The 20,206-nt window shown below is 67.8% G+C and carries 12 protein-coding genes; 5 read left to right on the plus strand and 7 right to left on the minus strand.

Annotation, left to right across the window (positions count from 1 at the left end):
- Positions 1–225: 225 nt before the first annotated feature.
- The 3 genes from ACIBBF_RS22115 to ACIBBF_RS22125 all read right to left on the minus strand — a co-directional run bounded on the left by ACIBBF_RS22115 (position 226) and on the right by ACIBBF_RS22125 (position 3,211).
- Entirely contained in the window at positions 226–1,098 is an 873-nt protein-coding gene (locus ACIBBF_RS22115; RefSeq protein ID WP_397417653.1) for a cupin domain-containing protein, read from the minus strand.
- Between the two features lie 239 nt (positions 1,099–1,337).
- Positions 1,338–2,084 (minus strand): SDR family oxidoreductase, encoded by a 747-nt coding sequence (locus ACIBBF_RS22120; protein WP_397417655.1) that lies wholly within the window; start codon positions 2,082–2,084, stop codon positions 1,338–1,340.
- Between the two features lie 56 nt (positions 2,085–2,140).
- Entirely contained in the window at positions 2,141–3,211 is a 1,071-nt protein-coding gene (locus ACIBBF_RS22125) for an aldo/keto reductase (protein ID WP_397417657.1), read from the minus strand.
- Between the two features lie 180 nt (positions 3,212–3,391).
- Here ACIBBF_RS22125 and ACIBBF_RS22130 point away from each other — a divergent pair, with 180 nt between their 5' ends.
- Positions 3,392–3,964, plus strand: a complete 573-nt coding sequence (locus ACIBBF_RS22130) for a TetR/AcrR family transcriptional regulator (protein ID WP_397417660.1) — start codon at positions 3,392–3,394, stop codon at positions 3,962–3,964.
- A 643-nt stretch (positions 3,965–4,607) separates the two neighbouring features.
- Here the strand turns inward: ACIBBF_RS22130 and ACIBBF_RS22135 are convergent.
- Positions 4,608–5,774: a hypothetical protein gene (locus ACIBBF_RS22135; RefSeq protein WP_397417662.1), complete on the minus strand. Its 1,167-nt coding sequence runs from the start codon at positions 5,772–5,774 to the stop codon at positions 4,608–4,610.
- A 420-nt stretch (positions 5,775–6,194) separates the two neighbouring features.
- Between ACIBBF_RS22135 and ACIBBF_RS22140 the strand changes: the two genes are divergently transcribed.
- The 4 genes from ACIBBF_RS22140 (at position 6,195) to ACIBBF_RS22155 (ending at position 11,770) form a co-directional block, all read left to right on the plus strand.
- Positions 6,195–6,914: a hypothetical protein gene (locus tag ACIBBF_RS22140; protein WP_397417665.1), complete on the plus strand. Its 720-nt coding sequence runs from the start codon at positions 6,195–6,197 to the stop codon at positions 6,912–6,914.
- Positions 6,907–8,079, plus strand: a complete 1,173-nt coding sequence (locus tag ACIBBF_RS22145; RefSeq protein WP_397417667.1) for a helix-turn-helix domain-containing protein — start codon at positions 6,907–6,909, stop codon at positions 8,077–8,079. Before ACIBBF_RS22140 ends, ACIBBF_RS22145 begins: the two co-directional genes overlap by 8 nt.
- A gap of 113 nt (positions 8,080–8,192) precedes the next feature.
- The gene (locus ACIBBF_RS22150) at positions 8,193–10,115 is read left to right on the plus strand and encodes an ATP-dependent nuclease (protein WP_397417669.1); all 1,923 of its coding nucleotides are present in this window, start codon (positions 8,193–8,195) and stop codon (positions 10,113–10,115) included.
- Positions 10,112–11,770, plus strand: a complete 1,659-nt coding sequence (locus ACIBBF_RS22155; RefSeq protein ID WP_397417671.1) for a UvrD-helicase domain-containing protein — start codon at positions 10,112–10,114, stop codon at positions 11,768–11,770. The genes ACIBBF_RS22150 and ACIBBF_RS22155 overlap by 4 nt, the downstream gene beginning before the upstream one ends.
- Before the next feature lie 320 nt (positions 11,771–12,090).
- On the opposite strand, the gene ACIBBF_RS22160 is transcribed toward ACIBBF_RS22155, so the two are convergent.
- The 3 genes from ACIBBF_RS22160 to mobF all read right to left on the minus strand — a co-directional run bounded on the left by ACIBBF_RS22160 (position 12,091) and on the right by mobF (position 20,200).
- Positions 12,091–12,597 (minus strand): hypothetical protein, encoded by a 507-nt coding sequence (locus ACIBBF_RS22160; RefSeq protein ID WP_397417673.1) that lies wholly within the window; start codon positions 12,595–12,597, stop codon positions 12,091–12,093.
- Between the two features lie 933 nt (positions 12,598–13,530).
- Positions 13,531–14,427, minus strand: a complete 897-nt coding sequence (locus ACIBBF_RS22165) for a restriction endonuclease (RefSeq protein ID WP_397417675.1) — start codon at positions 14,425–14,427, stop codon at positions 13,531–13,533.
- 493 nt (positions 14,428–14,920) lie between these two features.
- The gene (gene mobF / locus ACIBBF_RS22170) at positions 14,921–20,200 is read right to left on the minus strand and encodes a MobF family relaxase (protein ID WP_397417677.1); all 5,280 of its coding nucleotides are present in this window, start codon (positions 20,198–20,200) and stop codon (positions 14,921–14,923) included.
- Positions 20,201–20,206: the final 6 nt, after the last annotated feature.

Genomic DNA, 20,206 nt, shown 5'->3' on the forward strand with positions numbered 1-20,206 from the left:
CAAGGGAGCGGGCCCGGAGGGACTCGATCCCCGGACTTGCGCGGTGCGAACCGCGGAAGGTGTTCTGACCTGCACGGTCGCCTTCCGGCGACGCGCTCGTGGGCGTCCCGCCGGCCGGGGAGGTTCGGGTGCTGGTCCACGGGTGCAGCGTCCCATGCCGGTCCGGCACATGCCAGCGTCCCCGCACCGCGCGCGCCCTGCTCGACGCGATACAGGGGGCGGCGGCTAGGCCGGGGCCGCGATGAGGGTCTGGCCGGCAGCCTCGGCCGCCCTCCTGAGCGCGTCGAACGAGACCTGCCAGTTCTCCGGGCGCGGCAGCCGCGCGTCGCGGCAGGCGGCGCGGAAGAGCTCCTCCAGGCCCCCCGGACTGGTGGCCACCAGGATCTCGGCATCGGTGGTCATACGGTGCGCCGTGGAGACTCCACGAGGTATCACCACGACGTCGCCGGCTGAGACGTCGTAGCGACGTTCGCCGACCCAGTAGATGGCACTGCCACGCATCATGACCACCACCTCGTCCTCCTTCCCGTGGACATAGATGGGCGAGGTCGAGCCTGCACGGAAGGTCGACCGCCCCAGCGAGAGCCGGCCGCCCGTGCGCCCCGCGTCGAGAAGGATCCTCACCAGGCCACCGTCCAGCCACTCGAGGACCTCGTGCTCATCAGCCCGGGCGATGTAGGGCGCCAGGCCCGGCAGAGCCGTGGCGACCGGTCGCCTCTCCGGCTGCGGCGCGACGCGAACGGCGGCATCGCAGGCAGAGTCCTCCGGGCCGCTCGGAGTGCTCAGCAGCAGCAGGTCCGTCTCCACCGTGACGTGGTACGCGTGGGCGAGGCCCCGCGGCAGGACGGCGACGCTGCCTTCGTCGAGCTCGTAGCCCTGCCCCATCAGCTGAACAGCCATGCTCCCGCGCAGGAGCAGCAGGATGATGTCCTGACCCGCATGCGCGTGCAGGGGAACCGTCGCGCCTGCGGGCATCCTCAGGCGAGAGATCGCCAGCTTGCCGTCCGTTCGTGCGCCGTCCACCAGCACCTGCATCGTGGTGCCGCCGAGCCCGGGCAATGGCCCAAGGTCATCGGCAACCTCCGCCGAGATCGACATCGACTCAATCCCTTTCGGTGCTCATCCCGACCGCGGCCGTAGGCCCTTGTACCGGCTGGTGAGATCGTACCGGCTCCCCAGGGCTGCCCCATCGGACCGGCGGCTCTGGCCGCCACTCGCTCACGCGGGCACCACCGAGGAGACGGTGCGCACTCTGGTCGACTCGTTCCTCGAGTGGGCCCTCGCGCACCCCGGCCCTGGAGCTCAGCGGGCCGCAGCATCGCGACCTCAGGCTGCGCTCAGAGCTGGGTCTCGCCGCCGTCCACGGCCAGCTCGATGCCGGTGGTGTACGTGGCATCGAAGGCGAGGAACGCGGCCGCCTTGGCGAACTCCTCGACGGTGCCGTAGCGCTTCATGGGGTTGCTCGCGGTCCGCTCCGCCCTGAACTGGTCGGCGGCCCCCTTCGACAGACTCATCGTCTCCAGGATCCCCGAGTCGATGGGACCTGGGCTGATCGCGTTCACACGGATTCCCCGCGGGAGCAGCTCACGGGAGAAGGTGCGGGCCATCGAGCGCAGCGCCGCCTTGCCGGCCGCATAGACGCCGGTCTGCGCCATGCCGATGACGTTCGCGATCGAGGTGGTGAGGACGACGCCGGCGTTCGCGCTCAGCAGCGGGGCGAGCTTCTGCACGGTGAAGAAGGAGCCCTTCACGTTGATCGCGAACAGCTCGTCGTACACGTCCTCGGTCGTCGACTCGAGGGGCGTGAGGGGTGAGATGCCGGCGTTGACGAACAGAGCCTCGATCGAGCCGAGCTCGCTCCCTGCACGGTCGGCGAGCATGTCGAGGTCGGGCAGCGAGGCCACGTCCGCTCGGACGGTCACGGCATGCGCGCCGAGCCGGTCGCGTGCCACGTCGAGCTTGGCCTGAGAACGGCCGGTGATCACCACGCGAGCCCCGCCCCGCACCAGCAGCTCCGCCAGCGCGAGCCCCATGCCGCTGCTGCCGCCCGTGATCACCACACTCTTGTCGCGGTACTCACCCATGAGCCGAGGGCATTCCGTTCCATCGTCAAGCATGTCGGACATCTGGACGTCGCCGTTCATGAAGCGGCCTCGATCTTCATGTCGCCTGCGGTGATGGTGCGGATGTGATCGCCCGCGAGCACGTCGTGCGGGTTGCCGAGCTCGATGGCGCTGGCCCTGTCGAGGCGGGCCAGCTGCGACGACGTGAGGTCGACCTGCAGGGCACCCAGGTTGTCCTCCAGCTGCGCGACGGTGCGGGCGCCGACGATGGGTGCCGTCACGCCAGGGGCGTTCAGGGTCCAGGCCAGTGCCACCTGGGCGGGTGTGCGGTCCAGCTCCGAGGCCACCTCCTTCACCGCATCGGCAATGGCAAGGTTGCGGTCGGTGACCCATCCCAGGGCGGCGTTGAGGCTCCTGCGGTTGCCCGCGGTCTCGCCGACCACGGAACCCACCGGGTTCTGGTCCTCCCGGCTGTACTTGCCGGTGAGCACCCCGCCGCCCAGCGGGGAGTAGGGGACCACGCCGAGACCCATCTCGCGTGCCATCGGGATCAGGTCACGCTCCGTGGTGCGCTGGATCAGGCTGTACTCGGTCTGCAGTGCGACCAGCGGGGACCAGCCGCGCAGGTCGGCGATCGCCTGCATGCGGGACACCTGCCAGGCCGGGGCGCTGGAGATCGCCAGGTACAGCACCTTGCCCTGCCGCACCAGGTCGTCCAGGCTCCGCAGGATCTCCTCCACCGGCGTCCTGAAGTCCCACACGTTCACGTAGAGCAGGTCGATGTAGTCGGTGTTCAGCTGCCGCAGGCTGGCCTCCACCGACGCCGCCATGCTCTTGCGGTGGGTACCCCCGGAGTTCGGGTCACCGGGCTGTCGCAGCGTCGAGTACTTCGTCGCCAGCACCATCTTGTCCCGGTCGGCGTGGGCGAACTCGCCGAGCATTCGCTCGGAGCTGCCCTTGGTGTAGGTGCTGGCGGTGTCGAAGAAGTTGCCGCCGAGCTCGGTGTAGCGGTCGAAGAGCCTGCGCGCCTCGTCGCGCTCGGCGCCCCAGCCCCACTCGGTGCCGAAGGTCGCCGTGCCCAGCGCCAGCGGTGAGACCCGGAGCCCGGAACGGCCCAGCAGCCGATAGGTGTCGAGAGTGAGTGCCATCAGGTCCTCCTGTGAGGTGCGGTTCGTGAGGTGAGGGCCGGTGGTCGGCCCGCCCGGTCTCAGCCGCTCGGCTGCCTCCGGGCGAGCCCACCCCACAAGCGGGGATCTCCCCGTTTGCCTCACCGTACACTAAACCGGGGACCTCCCTGGATCGCTCCCGAACCTCATCCGACACTCACGATGGCGAAGGTCATGACACGTCCACGTACCCTGCGCGCCGACGCGCAGCGCAACCGCGAGCAGCTGATCGCCACGGCCGCCGAAGCCTTCGCGTCCGGACACGCGGTCTCGCTCGACGCGATCGCCAAGCGCGCGGGCGTAGGGAACGCCACCCTGTACCGGCACTTCCCCACCCGTGAGGATCTGGTCGAAGAGGTCTACCGGGACCAGATCCGGCCCTTGCGCGAAGAGGCGCGGACCCTGCTGGCTGCCGAGCCGCCCGCGCAGAGCCTCCATGCGTGGATGCTCCGATTCGCCGACTGGGCCGGTGAACGACGCGGTATCTGCGAGGCCCTGGTCGCCATGAGTGCCACCGGCCGCTTCGGCACCGGACCGGTCTGCGACGAGGTCCAACAGATCCTGGCGATGATGCTCGAGGCCGGCGCCGCAACAGGAGAGCTGCGCGGCGACATCGACCCCGTCGAGGTAGGCGAAATCCTCGCCGGCGTGCTCTCCGTGGCCGGCGCACCCGAGCAGCGCCCCCGGCTGAACCGAATGCTGGGCGTCGTCGTCGACGGGCTCAGGCCCCGCTAGCGCCTTGCGCCTGAGAGATTCCTTGCGCCTGAGATTCAAGGCTGCATCCTTGCAGCGAGTGGGCCCGGAGGGATTCGAACCCCCGACATCCACGGTGTAAACCGTAGAACTCGCCCTGACCTGCACAGACACCCCTCGAAGACCTGCTCGTGGGCATCCCACGGGCATCCGGGGTTCATGTGCTGATGCATGGCCTCAGACTCCCATGCGAACGCGTCGCGTTGCCAGATCCGCAACGGCAGTCCCGCGCCTGTGTGCCGCCCAGCTCCAGGACCGCCGCGCTGGACATCCCACCGGACACTTGTGGCCGAGATGCGCCGCCCAACGGGTCGGCCTTTACCACCTGACAAGTCTTCGTGTAGTGCAGGAAGCCTCCGTCCGCCGAACCGAGGACCGCCGCCCGACGGTTGACCAGTAGGGACACTTGGCATCGGCCGGAGGGGATGGTTTCGTTCGAACCAGGCGAGCGCCGAGAGTGAACTCTTGGGACGGCGCGACGCCGCTGATCAGAGCGGTGAGAACGCCTCAGCATTTGGTACCGTCCGCGCGACTTCTGGATCCGGTGGCACAGAGGTCCAGTCCGCGCGGGCGGACGGGGCGACGCAACCAAACGTCGACGGCGAGATCGACACTGAGCTTCGTGCTACGCGATGACAACCGGGAGGAGCGTGAGTCGCGCAAGTCGCTTCTCGTCTCCTGAGCCCAGGACTTCGTAGTCGCTGCGATGGGCGGGCTCGGTCGTGTGGAGCTCGTGGCGCACCCGGGGGTGGTCGGCTATCACCTGGCGTGCGTCCTCGATGATCGTCGTTGCGTCCTTGGGCGCGCGGATGAACACAACCAGGGCGATCCGGGTCTGCCGCCACAGGGTGTACCGGTCGAGCAGCTGGTCTAGTCCCTCGCTGAGGGCCTTCCGACCCTTCCAGATCTTGCATTCGCCGACGAATGCGTCGCGGTCCTTCCAGCGCAGCAGCAGGTCTGCCTTGCCCTTGCTGATGAACGTCTCGCCTGTGACCTGACCCTGAAAGTTGGCGTTGAGCACGAACAGCAGGACGTCTCGCAGGCTCTCCTCGTGCTCGCCGACGAGCTTTGCCGCCGTGACGGGCAGTCGCTCCAGTGCCAGGCCGAAGGATGCGATGGTCGAGATGACGGACTCGGCCAGGTCGTCGGCGAGCGCGTACTGCGGGGTGCCGGCTTCGGCGGCCTGCTCGATGACGGCCCGGGACAACTGGGTTGGCCGGACCGGGATGTGAACGAGCGGGTTGGTGCGTGGCCCCAGCGGGATGTCGAGACGCTCCATTGCGCCGCGGATGGTCCGCACCATCCGCCACCGGGGCATCAACACCTCCCGGGCGGCGAGCGTGAACGCCTCCTGTTGGCGAGTCAGGTCCTCGTTGGCGACCTGCACGTCGTGCAGTATCTGCTGGTCGCATCTGTTGAGCAGGTCAGCCAATGCCTTCTCGAATCTGTCCGGATCTGTTGACTGCTCGTGCACGTCAACGCGGATCGTGACGTAGCTCTGTGATCCGTGGGAGCCACCCGTCCGGAAGAGGGTGCTCCGGCGGAGGATGGGATCAATCGGTCCGACGAAGGGGTAGCTGATCGTGAACGAGTTGCCTCTCGACTCGTAGTACCGATCGCTGACGTCGAGGACGAGCGGTTGAGGCGCGCCCTGGGTGACGAGCCGCTCCAGGGTCACCTCTAGCGGCTCACGCGCCAGGACGTCTTCTTCGACGCTCTCGGCAAGTTCACGCGCGCGTTCGCGCACACTGTCCAGTTCGGGCGAACCAGGCGCGTCAGCGGCTGTGCTCATCGGTTCACCCTAGCCTCGATGCTCTGCTGGCTGGGTCAAGGGACGGGTGAAGCTTGCGCGCATAATGCCTGGGCTCCGAAGTTAGGTTTCAGCTGCTCCGCGGGTCGGGGGTTCGGGCGTTCCATCGAGCGTGGGAATGGAGCGCGCTCGCTTGCCGAGCCTGCGCACGCCCAGGCGACGCCCGCCGCGACGGCCATCTGCCCGGCGATGAGCAGCGCGGCCCATCCATCCGAATTCCGACCGGGTACCGCGGACGGTCTCACACGGGATCGCGCAATTCAGGTCCGACGCGCCGATGCCGAGGACGTGACCCGTCATGCGGTACGACAGGTCCCGATTGCGCAGCACACCGTGACGAAATCGTGCGCAAAACTAAAGCGTCATGCTATGTTCTACGCACAACAGTGAAGGGAGTCGACTGTGGCAGTTGACGAGGGGCGCGCGTGGGCACTGCGGACGCTTGGCGCTGATGGCGTGCTGGTTCGGGAAAAGATCCCGGAGATCATCCAGGACTGCCACGAGAAGCTGGCCAACGCCCAGGCTGCGGCCGAGATGAATCACTCGGGGCCGTACGGGTACATCTGGCGCCGATGCCTGGACCAGTTCGTTGCAGTGCTCAGCAGGCTTCCCTCAGCCGAGCTAGTCACGGTGGGGCGCCACAAGCTCGTAGCGTTCAACGGCGTGGTCCTGTTCCCGTGGCGCTACGCGAAGGACCGGGCAGCAGAGGCGAGCACACGCCCGTTCGCGGTCTCGGACTCCCGGGTCTCGCTCTTCACGCAGCGACACCCTGACCCCCAGGGCCGACTCCCGATCGAGTTCGACCACCCCGAACTGAGCGCCGAGGAGCACGCCTTGCTCAATGAGGAGTCGAAGACCCTCGCTGAGACCCTGGAGCAGCACCGCGTCGTCGTCGTTCCCTACGCCAGCAACCCCTCCGCTCTGCACAGCATCGAGTGGGGTGAGGCAACACTGGGGTCCGACGGATACCTGACCTTCGAGTCCCTCGAGTCGCTGCTCGCCCTGGGCAGCGGCTCGCTGGTCGATGTCGGGCCGACGAACGACGGGTTCGCCGAGGGCCCCATCCCTCGACCGCAGTTGGGAGTGAAGCAGGAGGACCAGACCGGAGAAACGCATGCGTGACAAAAACACCTCCCTCACGCTCTTCGCGTCCTCCCGCGATCTGGACCTGGAGACGGTCGCGGGAGCGTTCGATCCAGCACGCCTGACCCAAGCACGAGCAGCGGCCGGCCTTTCGAAGACCAAACTCGCATCTCTGGTCGGCGTGACACCAGCAGCGATCGGCCAGTACGAGTCCCAGGTCGCCAAGCCGCGGCGCGACCTGCTGCCTGCGCTGGCCCGTGAGCTTCACGTGCCGGTGGACTATTTCGCCACCGGGAGGCCCATCGGGCGTGTCGATGGATCTCAGGCCCATTTCCGCAGCCTGCGCTCCACGACCGCGCGCGAGAGGTCGAAGGCGATCTCGTTCATCGAGCAGGTCTGGGAACTGACGTTCGCGCTCGAGAAGAAGGTTCAGTTTCCCGACGTCGACCTGCCCGCGATCGATCGGGAGCAGACCGATCCCGTGTCGGCCGCACGGCAATTGCGAGCCCACTGGGGTCTAGGGCACAAGCCCGTGAAGCACCTGGTTGCTCGCGCGGAGTCACATGGGATCGTTGTGTCCCTTTTGACGATGGCGAATCAAGATGTGGCTCGTGTGGGCGCCTTCTCCACATCGCACCTGGCCCGCCCAGTCATCGTCATCACGCCCGAGCGGGCCAGGTCGGTGTTCGTCTACCGGTTCACTGTCGCCCACGAAATCGGGCACATTCTTCTCCACGGCGAAGCGGCACCTGGTGACCAGCAGCAAGAACGCGAGGCGGACCAGTTCGCTGCCGAGTTCCTGACCCCGCACTCCCAGATCGTCAACCTGCTGCCGCGCTCAGTGAACCTCGCCCGCCTGGACGAGCTCTCCCGGCACTGGGGTGTCTCGATCGACTCGCTCCTGCTCCGCATGAAGGAAGCCGGCACGGTCTCCGAGGCATCGGTCCGTCGCGGTTACCAGAAACTGAATCAACTACGAAGCACAGGCCTGGAGACGCCCGAACCAGTCAGTGCGTATCCCGGAGAGACGCCATCGATGCTGAGTGAAGCAGCACGTCTTGCCGACACCACGGGATTCACACAGGTCGACCTTGCTCATGAGCTGCGCTGGCATCCCTCTCGTGTCCGAGAAGTCCTAGGAACGGAAGACACGAGACCTGTCCTGCGATTGCTCGACGGCGGCGACGCCAGCTCAGGAGCCTGAGAGCACGCAGGAGGTGCAGGCAGGCCGCTCATCGTTCGATCGACAGGGCTGGCGGCCAGCACATCGGTTACCAGCCAGCCCTCTCCCACGTGAGACTCATCCGAAAGGTGCTCATGAAGATCACGTCGCTGCGGCTGAGCAACTTTCAGTCGTTCGGACCAGAACCCACGACGATCGAACTGGCGGATCTCACGTACGTTCTCGGGCCGAACGGCGCCGGGAAAACGGCCGTGCTCGAAGCCCTGGCCCGTTTGTTCAGCCCGGTGACCGGGCAACGCTCGATCCGGACGAGCGACTTCCACGTCCCGGCCGACCGCAGCGCGGTCGAGATCCAGGACGACGCCCCGAAGCTGTGGATCGAGGTCGACATCGAGTTCCCTGAAGCCGGCCAGGACGGCCAGCATGCCTCCGTCCCACCAAATTTCTCGCACATGGCCATCGAAGACCCTGACAGTGCCCCGCGGATCCGTGTCCGGCTGACCGCTGTCCTGGCCGTCGACGGCGTCGTCGAAGAGAAGCTCGAGTACGTCCTGCAGGCCGACGAGGACGGGAATCCCTCGTCTACGGCCACGATGTCGCGCTACGACCGCGGCCATATCGAGGTGCACTACCTTCCGGCCAGGAGAGACCCGACCGACCACATCTCCTACGCGACGTCCTCCCTGATCGGCCGGGCGCTCCGCGCTGTCGACTGGACAGCGGAACGGAACACCCTGGCTGACCTCACCAACCAGATCACGCAGGCAATGACGGCAAACGGCGCCGTGGCGAGTCTCGGCACGCACCTCAGCCAAGAGTGGCGCGGCCTGCACAAGGGAGCGTTCTTCGCAGACCCGGCCATCGCATTCGGCCGGGGCGAGCTGGACGGGGTGCTACGCCAGCTCACTGTCACGTTCACGCCGTCCCACGAAGGGGCACCGTTGCCCTTCGAACGCCTCAGCGACGGCCAGAAGTCACTGCTGTACATCTCCCTCGTGCTCGCCTGGCAGAACCTCTCCCGCCGGGTGCTCACGGGGGAGGAGACATCCTTGGACCCAGACAGGTTGCGCCCACCGGTCCACACCTTGATTGCCGTTGAGGAGCCTGAGAACAGCCTGGCGCCGCAGTACCTGGGCCGCATCATCCGGCAACTGCGAGAAGCCTGTGAAACAGGGGACGTGCAGGCCCTCGTGGCGACACACGCCCCGGCATTGCTGCGCCGCGTCGACCCTGAGGCCATCTGCTTCCTGCGCCTGGACGAGCGCCGGCAGACGGCGGTCCACCGCATCAGACTCCCCGAGGACGACCAGGAGGCAGCGAAATACGTCCAGGAAGCGGTCGAGGCGTACCCGGAGCTCTATTTCTCCCGCTTGGTGGTGCTCGGGGAAGGCGCTAGCGAGCTGGTCGTCCTCCCGCGGATGCTCGCGGCTGCCGGGATCGCCGAGGACGACGCGTCCGTGTCCGTCGTGCCGCTCGGCGGCCGGCACGTGAACCACTTCTGGAGGCTCCTGGATGAGCTTCACATCCCGCATGTCACGTTGCTCGACCTGGACAGCGGACGTCACCAAGGTGGCTGGGGCAGGGTGCGCAACGCCTTCACGCAGGTTCAGAAGATTAGACCGGGCCTCGTCACCGTGGCGCACATAGAAGCTCTGCCGGCGTGGAACGACGACGTCGATTTCCCGACGACCAGTTCCGAGAACGGCCCTGTGTCATGGCTGGAACGTGCAGGTGTGTATTTCTCCGCCCCAGTGGATCTCGACATGCTCATGATGGAGGCGTTTCCCGACGCTTACGGGACGTCCCCACAACCCCCTGACGAGTCGACCATCGTGGCTGTCCTGGGCAAGGCACACATCCACGAGGATCGCCTCGGTCCAAGCGTGCTGGATCTGTTCGTCGATTACCACCGCAAATTCGACGTGAAGAGCAAGCCCGCTTCGCACCTTGCTGCATTGGCCGCTCTCGAAGACGACGTGCTCATGCAGGGCCTTCCGGAAGTGCTGACCCGGCTCGTGGCGCGAGTGCGGTCCACGCTCGCAGGGTTGCCTGAATGATCCGGTCCAGCGACTGGGTGCCAACGGGCGGCAAGGTCCTCGAACGCAACGCCCTAGCCGCAGCCACCGCCGTGGACCAGAACGTGGTCGTGACGGCCGGGCCGGGATCCGGGAAGACCGAGCTACTTGCTCAACGGGCAGACTTCCTGTTCCGCACCGGAGCCTGCCCATACCCACGCCGGATCCTCGCCGTCTCCTTCAAGGTCGACGCGGCCCGCAACCTGCGTGAGCGGGTCCGCCAGCGCTCCGGTACGCGGTACGCAGCCAGGTTCGACAGCTTCACCTTCCACGCATTCGCGAAGCGCATCATCGACAACTACCGTCCTGCTCTCGCCGGTATCAGCGCGCTCGACGCCGACTACAGCATCGATCCCGATACACGGGTCGCTCGCACGCAGATCACTTTCAAAGACCTCGTGCCCCTCGCTCTGGAGATCCTCGAGACCAACCGTTACGCACGAGGCGGAATCCGCCAGACGTATAGCCACGTCTTCCTTGACGAGTTCCAGGATGCCACCACCGAGCAATATGACCTCCTCAAGGCCGCGTTCACGCATGGCGACGCCACCATGACAGCGGTTGGTGACGTGAAGCAGCGCATCATGGCCTGGGCTGGCGCCCTCGACGGAGTCCTGCAGACCTTCGCGGACGACTTCAGCGCCACTCCGTTGTCGCTCTATCAGAACTTCCGCTCCGCACCCCGTCTGCGGCGCATGCAGAACCGCATGATCACCGTCATGGATGCGACGGCTGCGAGTGACGCCGAATCCCTGGCGGGGGACGCTGGCACCATCGACGTCTGCGGCTTCGAGACGGACCGTCACGAAGCAGAGCACGTCGCCGACCAGGTGCAGACATGGCTCGCTGATGGGATCGCCCCTTCCGAGATCGCCATCCTGGTCCGCCAGCAGCCTCACCTGGTCACGGCGCGGCTCGCAGAATCTCTGTCCCGCCGAGGGATCGCTTTCCGCAACGAGCAAGACGCCCAGGATCTCGTCGCCGAGCCCGCAGCAACCCTCGTCTTCAACTACATCCGCGTTGTCACCAGCGCCCGTCAGCCGGCCGCCTACACAGAGCTCATGCGGACGACCGCACGCGCCGACGCCTCCGAAGAGGAAGCCCTCCGCTTCGACCGGAAGCTCAAGCGTCTCATCCAAGAAGCCCGAACAGACCTCCGCACATCCCGCGATGGTGGAGCGGACCCGACATTCTGGCGTAGTTCGATCGCCAGCTTCCTCGAACTAGTCTCCCGGCCTGCGCTCATGGCGCTGTCACCCGGCTACCAACAAGGATCCCGCCTGGACGACGTCCTCGATCAGGCATTTAAAGCCTTCGAAGACGCGCTCACCGTCGAAGAGAAGCCGGCAGCCGCCATCAAGCGGCTGTCCGACACCGAGACCGTCCGCATCCTAACCATCCACAAGTGCAAGGGACTGGAGTTCGAGCGCGTCGTGGTACTCGGCGTCGAGAACGAACTGTTCTGGGGGGACCCTGAAGAAGCGATCTCAGCTTTCTTTGTTGCGATCTCACGCGCGAAGACCCACCTCACTCTCACCCACGCCCGGTTCCGCGATCGTCCAGTTGGGCACACTGGTCGGTGGCGTACGCAACGTACCGCGCGAGCCGACTTCCTCGCATTCAGCACAGACACCTGACTAGAGATGGGATGGATGCACTGACAGGTGACGCTAGTCGTCGCACTGCTCCAGCACGCCGGCCCACGATCCAATGGGCGGGGATTGCAGGATTTACCACGTGGCGGATGTGACCGTGGTAACCGCGGGCCAACTTCGAGCAAGTGGCCAGACCGAGGACCGCTGGGCGACGATTCTTGCGCAGTAGCCTCAGTTGACGATGATGTTACGCATGACCCGCCGCAAGGATTCTGCCCGAGTGGCCAGCGTGGACGTGCTCTCACAGGGCATGCTGGACCTGTCCTGACCTGGCACCGCTCGGGCCGATCTCATTTGTGCGGTCAGTCGCGGGAGGTCGGCGCCGGCCGCAGGCCACCCGGTGTCTGCCAGTGCCAGGCCGCTCGCACGACCGCGGTGGCGACATGGCCGAGCAGCAGCGCTACGGCGAGCCCGACCAGGCTGACTGCGCACACCCGCCACGCTCCTTGCGGGAGGATCACCGTAGCGATCAACGAGACGATCTCGGCTGTGCAGGTCAGGAGCAGCAGCGCGGCGACCCATACCGAGGCGAGATGCTTCATCGGCGCGACGCGCCACCGGTAGGTGCGCTTGTGGCCTGCGATCAGGCGCCTGATGTCGGCGACGTTGTCCTGCTCGAGCGGCGCGGCCGCCAACTGCCCGAGCTCCTCCTTGGCCCGGGTCTGGTGATGACGATCAAGCGTCTGCGCGCGACGCCAGCCCTCCGTGCGTAGCGTGCGCAGCAATCCGGCATCCAGCCCGATCACGATCAGAAGGGCGGGGATCACCTGGGCGGTCGTGGTGAAGAACGGGGTGAGGTCGCTGGCCACCGCCCCATTCTCTCGGGCGCTCGGCCGACCGTGCACCACGTCTGGGCACGATGGGCGTGCCGAGACCATCGCCCAGGGCAACCACCGTCTCTGGGTGTGCCATCGCCGGAGACACCGGCTGGGTAGAGCGGCGCGAGGGATCGCGATCACGGAGATGACCGGGACCGGGGGAAGCGCCGGGGCCAGGAAGGTGGACCGCGACCGCGTGTGGCTCAAGCGCCACCAGATGAAGTGCCCGACCTGGCGTCGGCAGACTCACACCCCGTGAGGTCGTGCATGCGGTCCCGCGCCCGAAGAGAACGGCATCTCTCGCCCACACCGGACAGAAGGAAGCCGCCGGCAGGCCGTCGAACACGCGACAGGCGGGGCGCGATCGACTGAACGATCGCTGGCCCTCCGGAACCTGCGGACCCTTCGGCTTCAGCCGAATCAGCTTGCAGGCTAGCCCTGCGAAGCCCGACGGTTGAGAAATGAAGACAACTACTCGATTCAGGGCCAGAAGGCTCGTAACTATCGTGGCATCCACGGCGCTGATCGCCGTCGCATCTCTCACCACCGCAGCGGCCGAGGAGTCGACAGCGGTCGACGCCACAACGACCTCAGCGAACCTAAACGTTCTTACCACCCGCCCCGCGGCACAGGCAGCGCGATGGAACATCTACGGTTTCTGGGATTCACTCGGTGGCACATACGGGTGCGATGCCTGGAGACAGAGGATAGTAGACGGCGGACATCCCACATTGCCCACCTCAGGCTGCTATCGAGACACCAGAGGATACTTCTTCTACTGGTGGGGCTAGTCTCAGACCGACCCTCATGCGAACGCGTGCGCGGCAGGCACCTTCGCCTATCGGTGCAGCAGGCCGGCGCACACTAAGCACCTGATCGAATAACGGTCTCGCAGCACTGGGATCCGGCAGCACTTCGGCCGCCTCAGCGAAAGTACGAATCAAACCGAACGCCCGCCGGCAGCAAGACGGTCTCCTGCCACAGCCTGCGCCCCGACCGCAGAATATCGGAGGCCACCACTCGGTGTTTCGGAGCAAGCCAACTAGCCAAGTCAGCAGCCACTCCTTGCGACACGGGATTCCCTCCTGCCGGCTCGGTCCTATCGCTGGCCAGTAGTGCCTCATACAAACCTACCGCTGGCCGCACCGGCGGCAGCCCCGCCTGCCGGGCGGCGCGATCGGCGACAATCGGCATGCGCAGGCCCTGGACGTCCACGTCGCCAAAATACACGATCTCAGCGATAAATTCGGGATCCATAGATTGAAACATTGACGACAACATAAAGCCGGACCCGCACGCCACGAGGCCAATTCCTCCTGGTTCCCTCCTCAGCGCTTCGCGTGCATAATCGAAATACCAAGGATTCTCCAGAACGACGAGTTTCCCACCTGGACCGACCCGCTCCATCTTGAACCGCGTAGAGGCTCCCCCGTGTTCACCCATGGATACCTCGCGTTCATCCAGGAACATCTCACGAGGTATTTTCTTCAACTGCACTGTCGGGAACCGCGATCCAGCGGCTCGACGTTCTGCCGGCGCGGTGAATCCAGAGGTCGAGAAGATTACTCCCGAACCGATGCCGACATCTTGGAGCTTTCCAATGAATGACTCGACCACATCGATCGTGACGGCCGCCTTGTGGTGCTTGCACTCAATCGCAGTCGAGACCGGGTATGCTGCCAGCGCGCCAGTCACGAGCACATCGATCTGACGCTGGGTTCGGCTCAGTTCACCGAACATGCGGGCATTGTGCTCGACGACCGCCTCTGAGCCAAGGCTGACCACAACCTGAGCGACCGCTCGCTCGAACATCTGCCACATGGGCGGGCTGTCCCGAAATGACCTCATAGAGCCGCAGCATAGTTGCGCCCCGTCAGTGCCATCGGGATCGTAAGCGTGAAGCCAGCGTGGTAGATCATGCTCACCTCCCAGTACGGAAGGTTGAACCCGAATAGGCGCATTCCCCCTCGCCGGCGTCGGTAGAGGTGCGGGTGCGGGCTCGGCCCCTGGAGCTGCCCCGCCACCCCGTTGGCGATCCGCACCGGAGCACGCGTCACGATAGGCAGTAGACAGGCCCAGCCCAGCAAGACACGACCCAGCCGCTCACCCTTGAACCTGTCGCAGCCTCATGAGCGGGTCTTCGGACCGGTCCAACATGCGGTCCCAGGTGCCGTGCGTGACGTGCAGGGTGCCGCGGGGCACCGGCGGCTTGGGTTGCCGGGCTGCGACCAACCGATGAGGTCACGGGCCCGACCGGTGGGCCCACGCCGAACGGTTCACCCGGCAGCCCCGCAGGGACCCGGGTTGGCTTCCTCTACCGGCTCAGGTCGGTAGAGGGCTCGCGTTCCCGCTCGCGGTCGCGGCGGGCACGTTCGTCGCCCTCTTGGCGCATCCGTGCGGCGCTGGCCCGGGCGTCGGCCAGCACGACCGGCGCGCGTTCCATCGACTTCGGGCGGCAATGGGTCACCGGCCGGGCCGCGTGCCGGGTTCCGCTGTCGCTGCTGGTGATGGTGTCCAGTGCCCTGTCAGCCACGGCGTGGGCGTCGCCGCGTTCGCCCTCACTGACGTCGGGTCCGAGCGGGTGGGTGGGGTCGGTGATCTGGTACCGGTCGCGGTAGGCCAGCACCTGCCGCATCGCGGCCAGCCACCCGTCGCGTGCGGGGCCGGGTGGGGGCGGTGGCGTGATGGTCTCCATCCACAGCTCCGGTTCTGTTAGAGCCCGTTCGACGAGGGCGTCGAGGCGGGCAGCGATCAGGTCGGCGTGCCGCACCAGCCACGCGGCCACGAGCAGGTCCGTCTCCGGTGCGCGCGCCGGTTCGGTCTCGTGGTCTCCCTGGCTGGCGGGATCGGCCTGGAGGGCGACGTCGTGGTCCAGACTGGTTTGCGTGTCGGGCGAGATCCGGTCGACGAGATGGTCGGTCACGACTCGCCGTACGGAGGAGACATCGAGCTGGGCATGGGTGCTCGCGCCGGGGGTGTCGCCGACGGTGCGCGCGATGTGCTCGACCAGGGCCGGCCACTGCTGTGGTTCGACGCGGTCGTAGAGGTGGTCGACCAGAGCCCGTAGCAGGGATGTCTGCCGGTCGGGGTGGTCGAGGGATCGGATGTGCTGGAGGTTGGGTTCCATCGCGAACCACGCCAGCGGCACCGGCCCGGCCAACGCGGCGGTGAGGGCGTCAGGGTCCTCGTGAGCGGTCTGGGCGGGATCGGTCGGCAGCTTCAGGGCCTGAGCGTGGGCGGCTTCCTTCGGGGTAAGGGCCTCCCAGACGCGGGCAGCGGCTGTGCGCCCGGCGGTGTCGGGGTCCAGGGCGACGATCAGGTCGGACAGGTCCCGCCCCGATGCCTCGCGCAGGGCCTGCAGGTGCTGCTGCGTGACACCGGTGCCGCCGGCCGCGACCGGCACGATCTGCACCTCGGTCTCCTCGGCCAGGCGAGTGGCGGCCAGGTGGAGGGCGGCGTGGTCGGTGGGTCCCTCGACCAGGACGGGTCGTGCCCCGGCCGCGAGGCGTGCGGCTGCGGTGGGGTCGAGCCCGTACAGGAGCTCGCTCTTGCGGTAGGCGGCGGTCTCGGGGGTGTTGAGGTACTTCGGTACCTGCTTCTCCCCCGTGCTGGTGTCGGCGGGGTTGATGCGACCGGTGACGCCGACGACGGTCCCGGTCTGGTCGCGGTAGGGAAACATGATCCGGCCCCGGAACTTGTCGACCGCTCTGCCGTTGCGGGTCCGGGTCGCGACCCCAGCCGTGATGAGCTGGTCGGGGGTGTAGCCGAGGGTCTGCAGGTGGTCGGTCAGCCCCGTCCACGCCGCCGGTGCGACACCCCACTCGGCACCGGCCAGGCCGCGGCTGGCCATGTACCGCGTCGCCCACTCCTGGGTGGTGGTCTGGCTCGTCCACCACCCCCAGGCCTGCGCGGTGATCTCCACCACCAACGCCCGCCCCCGCGCATCCACGGGCGCCGACCGCTCGGTGCCCGCGGCGTCGTCCCCGGCCGGCGACGTCGGTACTTGGTCGCGCATCTCCGTGTGGTCGGTTGGTGCCGGGTGGGTGGCCTCCCAGAGGAGGTTCTGGGTGGTGTCGGGGGCGGTGGTGATCCAGACCGGCAGACCCCGCCCGTCCCCGTCCGTGTGGTGGGGTCGAGGCAGGCCGATGCGGTGGTGCAGGACCTTCGCGATCGACTTCGCGCCCCCGAACCCCTCCTGGGACGCGCGCTGGACCACCGCGGCCGGGTCGGTGCCGGCGGCGTCGTGCATGGACAGCCGCTTGGCCAAGGCCGGCCAGGCCTCGTCCGCCAGCACCAGGTTCGCCATCCTTTCCGGGAGCACGGTGCGCACGGCGTGGGCGAGGCGGGCGGTGCGGTCGGGTTCGAGGAAGGCGAGGTAGGCGTCTTCGTACTCCGGGACCAGGCGCGCCAGGGAGTGCGCGTAGTCCCAGTCGTCCTCGATGACCCGGTGGGCGGACTTCTCCTCGCCGTCACGGTCCAGGACGCCCTTGAGCGCGTTCAGCACCGCACGCTCGGTGGCGGGCTGCCGGTGCGGGTCCAGATCCAGGACGTCCTCGACCTCCACATAGACCCGGTTGGAGTCGGCACCGCGGGTGATGGCGGTGTAGAGCTCGTTGCGGGTCATGCCGACCCCCACCATGGCGTGGGCGGTGTCCACCGTCATGCCCTGGACCCGGTGGATCGTCGCCGCGTACCCCAGCTCCACGTGCGCGGCGACGTAGTCCGCAGGGAGCACGACGGTGGCGCCGGTGTCCAGGTGCCGGGCCCGCAGGGCGCCCTCGGGACTGCGCGCGGTGACCCGCCAGAGGTCGCCGTTGCGGACCCAGCCCCGCCCCCGGTCGATGTGCCCGTCGTCGTCCTGGGCGTGCATGTGCCGGTTGTTCAGCCGGGTCACGATGACGTCCCCGATCCCGGCCCGGGTCTCGTCGTGCAACGTGACGCCGTCGTCCTCGACCTCACCTCGCGCGACCCGGTGCTGGCGGGCCCGGGCGGACAGGGTGGTGACCAGGTCGTTGGTCGCCGCGATCATGATCGTCGACAGGCCTCGGTCGGAGTCGGTCTGCCAGTTGGCGAACATCTCCTCCGCCATCGCCGCCGCGCTGCCGCCTTGAGTGCGGTGGGCGGTGACGTAGAAGTCCAGCCCCCGGTGATCACCATCGCGGACCTGGAGGGACGCCTCGGCCTCGCCGGTGGTGCGGAACCGGTGGATCTTCGTGAGCTCGATGGCACCGGCCTGTTCGGAGATCAGCCGCAGTGCGCCGCCGGCGGCGACGGCGCCGAGCTGGGCCGGGTCACCCAGCAACCGGACACTCCCGCCGGCCTGCTGGGTGATGGCCACGACCTCGGCCAGGGCGAGGGAGCCGGCCAGGCTGGCCTCGTCCACCAGCACCACCGTGCCCGACTCCACGCGGAGGCGTTCCCGCAGGCGTTCCCCACCCGCACCCCGGGCGGCGAGGAGGAACATGTCCAGGGTCTCCGCGGTGATCCCCTCGCCGAGGTCCGCGCCGAGGACTTCCGCGGCGGCGGCCGACGGCGCCAGCGCGATCAGCTTGCCACCCGACTCCTGCACGGCGCCCGCAAAGGCGCGCATCGCGGTGGTCTTGCCGGTGCCGGCCGGGCCGATCCCCGCCACCAGGCTCACGCTCGCCGCGAACGACGCGACCAGGTCCCGCTGCCCCGAGTTCAGCACCCGGCCCGTGTCCAGGCGAACCTGCTCGACGGCGTGCTCGACCGTGCCGGGGTCGATGATCAGGCCGCCGGGAGTGCGGGCGGCGGTCATGAGTTGGTCCTCGGCCTCCAGCACGGCCAGCGACGTGTACCTCGTGGAGCCGTGCACCATGTAGACGCTCTCGCCGTCCTTGCGGCGCATGGTGTCCGGCGGCTCGTTCACATCTGGCGCCGACACCTGCAAACTCCCCGCCACCGCATGCCCGGTGATGGTCGCGGCCAGGGCAAGCAGGTCGGTACTGCGCGGGGCGTGCTCCCTGGCGAGGCGGGTGGCTTCGGCCTGCAGGGTGTACGCCGTCCAGGTCGAGTGCCGGTCGGCCACGTTCCGCAGGCACACCTCCACCAGGTCGCCACCGGCCAGCACCCCGCCGGCCAGGTCGGTGAGCAGCCGCTGGCGGGCGGCCGGTGTGCGGTGCCGCAACGGCCGGAAGACCTGTGCGCGCGGCCACCGCGCCACGAGCCGCTCCACAGCAGCGGTAACATCGCCGGCCGCCCACCGGACGACCCCACGCCCGGCCAGGTCCTGCGCGACCGCACGCCACAGATCCTCCAGCCCGTCGACCACGACCCGGCCGGCCCCAGGGTGCGGGTGGAGCGCGGTGGTCAGCATCCTCGCGACCGCGTCCCCACCGCCCAGGACACCGGTAGCCACCTGGGCCCATTGCGGGAGCCGGTCGCGCAGGCCCACGGGGGTGCCCTTGGCCTGCCGGGTGTCGAGGTTGGCCTGCTGCGTCAACCCGAACGCCGTCTTCGTCCCAGGCTCGTGCCCGTGCTTGGCCCGGTAGGCCGCGCGAAGGGTCTCGTAGGACTCCTCGATCGCCGCCCGCCGACGGGAGAACGCGTCCCGCAGCGCCTTCGGGATGCCAGTGATCTCCCGGACGCCCTGCTTGCCCCGGCCCCGGGTCTCGGTGTGGAACACGACGCCGAGCCGGTCGACCAGCAGCTGCTCGATCCTCGTGTTGTACCGCTCGCTGGCCGCCACAGCCAGGTGATGCAGGACCCGCCCGTCCAACGCCCGCCACTGCCCGTCCACGCCACGGACCTTGTTCGAGACCGCGACATGCGTGTGCAGGTTCGGGTCGCCGGCCCGGGAGTCAAGGTGGTCGAACGCCACCGCGGTCAGGCCGTGGGTGTCGATCTGCCTTACACCACCCGCGCCCTCCCGCGTCAGCGCTCCCTCGGCCTCGATCCATGCCAGGGTGTCCCGCCAGGCGTCGGTGTGCGCCCGCGTGATCGCCTCCCGCGTGGCCGGATCCCCCAGACCCCACAGGACGCTGATGCTCTTCGAGGGCGTGAAGACCAGGTCATACCCCGCCACCGCCCGGCGGGGCTGCTGTCCCCGCTTGGCCAACCACGTCGCGACCTCCGTGTCCGTGACCGGGCCGCCGCCCTTGTCGCTCTTCTCCTGCTGCGCCAACGAGGTCGCGACGTTCCAGCGGATCAGGTCCCGCTCCACCCCCGGCTCCGGCGGCCGGTCGTTCTCCCGAGCGAACCGCTCGAACCCGGCCTCCAACCCGGCCCGGAACCCGTCATCCGGGCGGGACTCGAACATCGGGAACGCCCGCCCGATCCACCCCGCCCGATCCGCCTCAGGCCTCGACGCACCACGCGCCAGCGCCTCGACCTCCAGACGGCCGGCGTCCGGGTGACGCCCCACCCCGAACAACGACTTCATCTGCCGCTCCAGCACCCGACCGGACACCCCGAGCTGGTCCAGCCCGCTGCCGACCCACCGGCCGGGCGGGTTGCCGTGCTGCACGTAGTAATCCGTCAACGACATGCCCCGACCCCGCGGGACGTCCCCGCTGGCGACCTGCTGGGTCAGGTACGTGTACCCGCTACCGGCGCTCAGCACGTGGACCGTCATCACGTG

This window comes from Promicromonospora sp. NPDC050880 (genome assembly GCF_044456525.1).
Classification (GTDB): domain Bacteria; phylum Actinomycetota; class Actinomycetes; order Actinomycetales; family Cellulomonadaceae; genus Promicromonospora.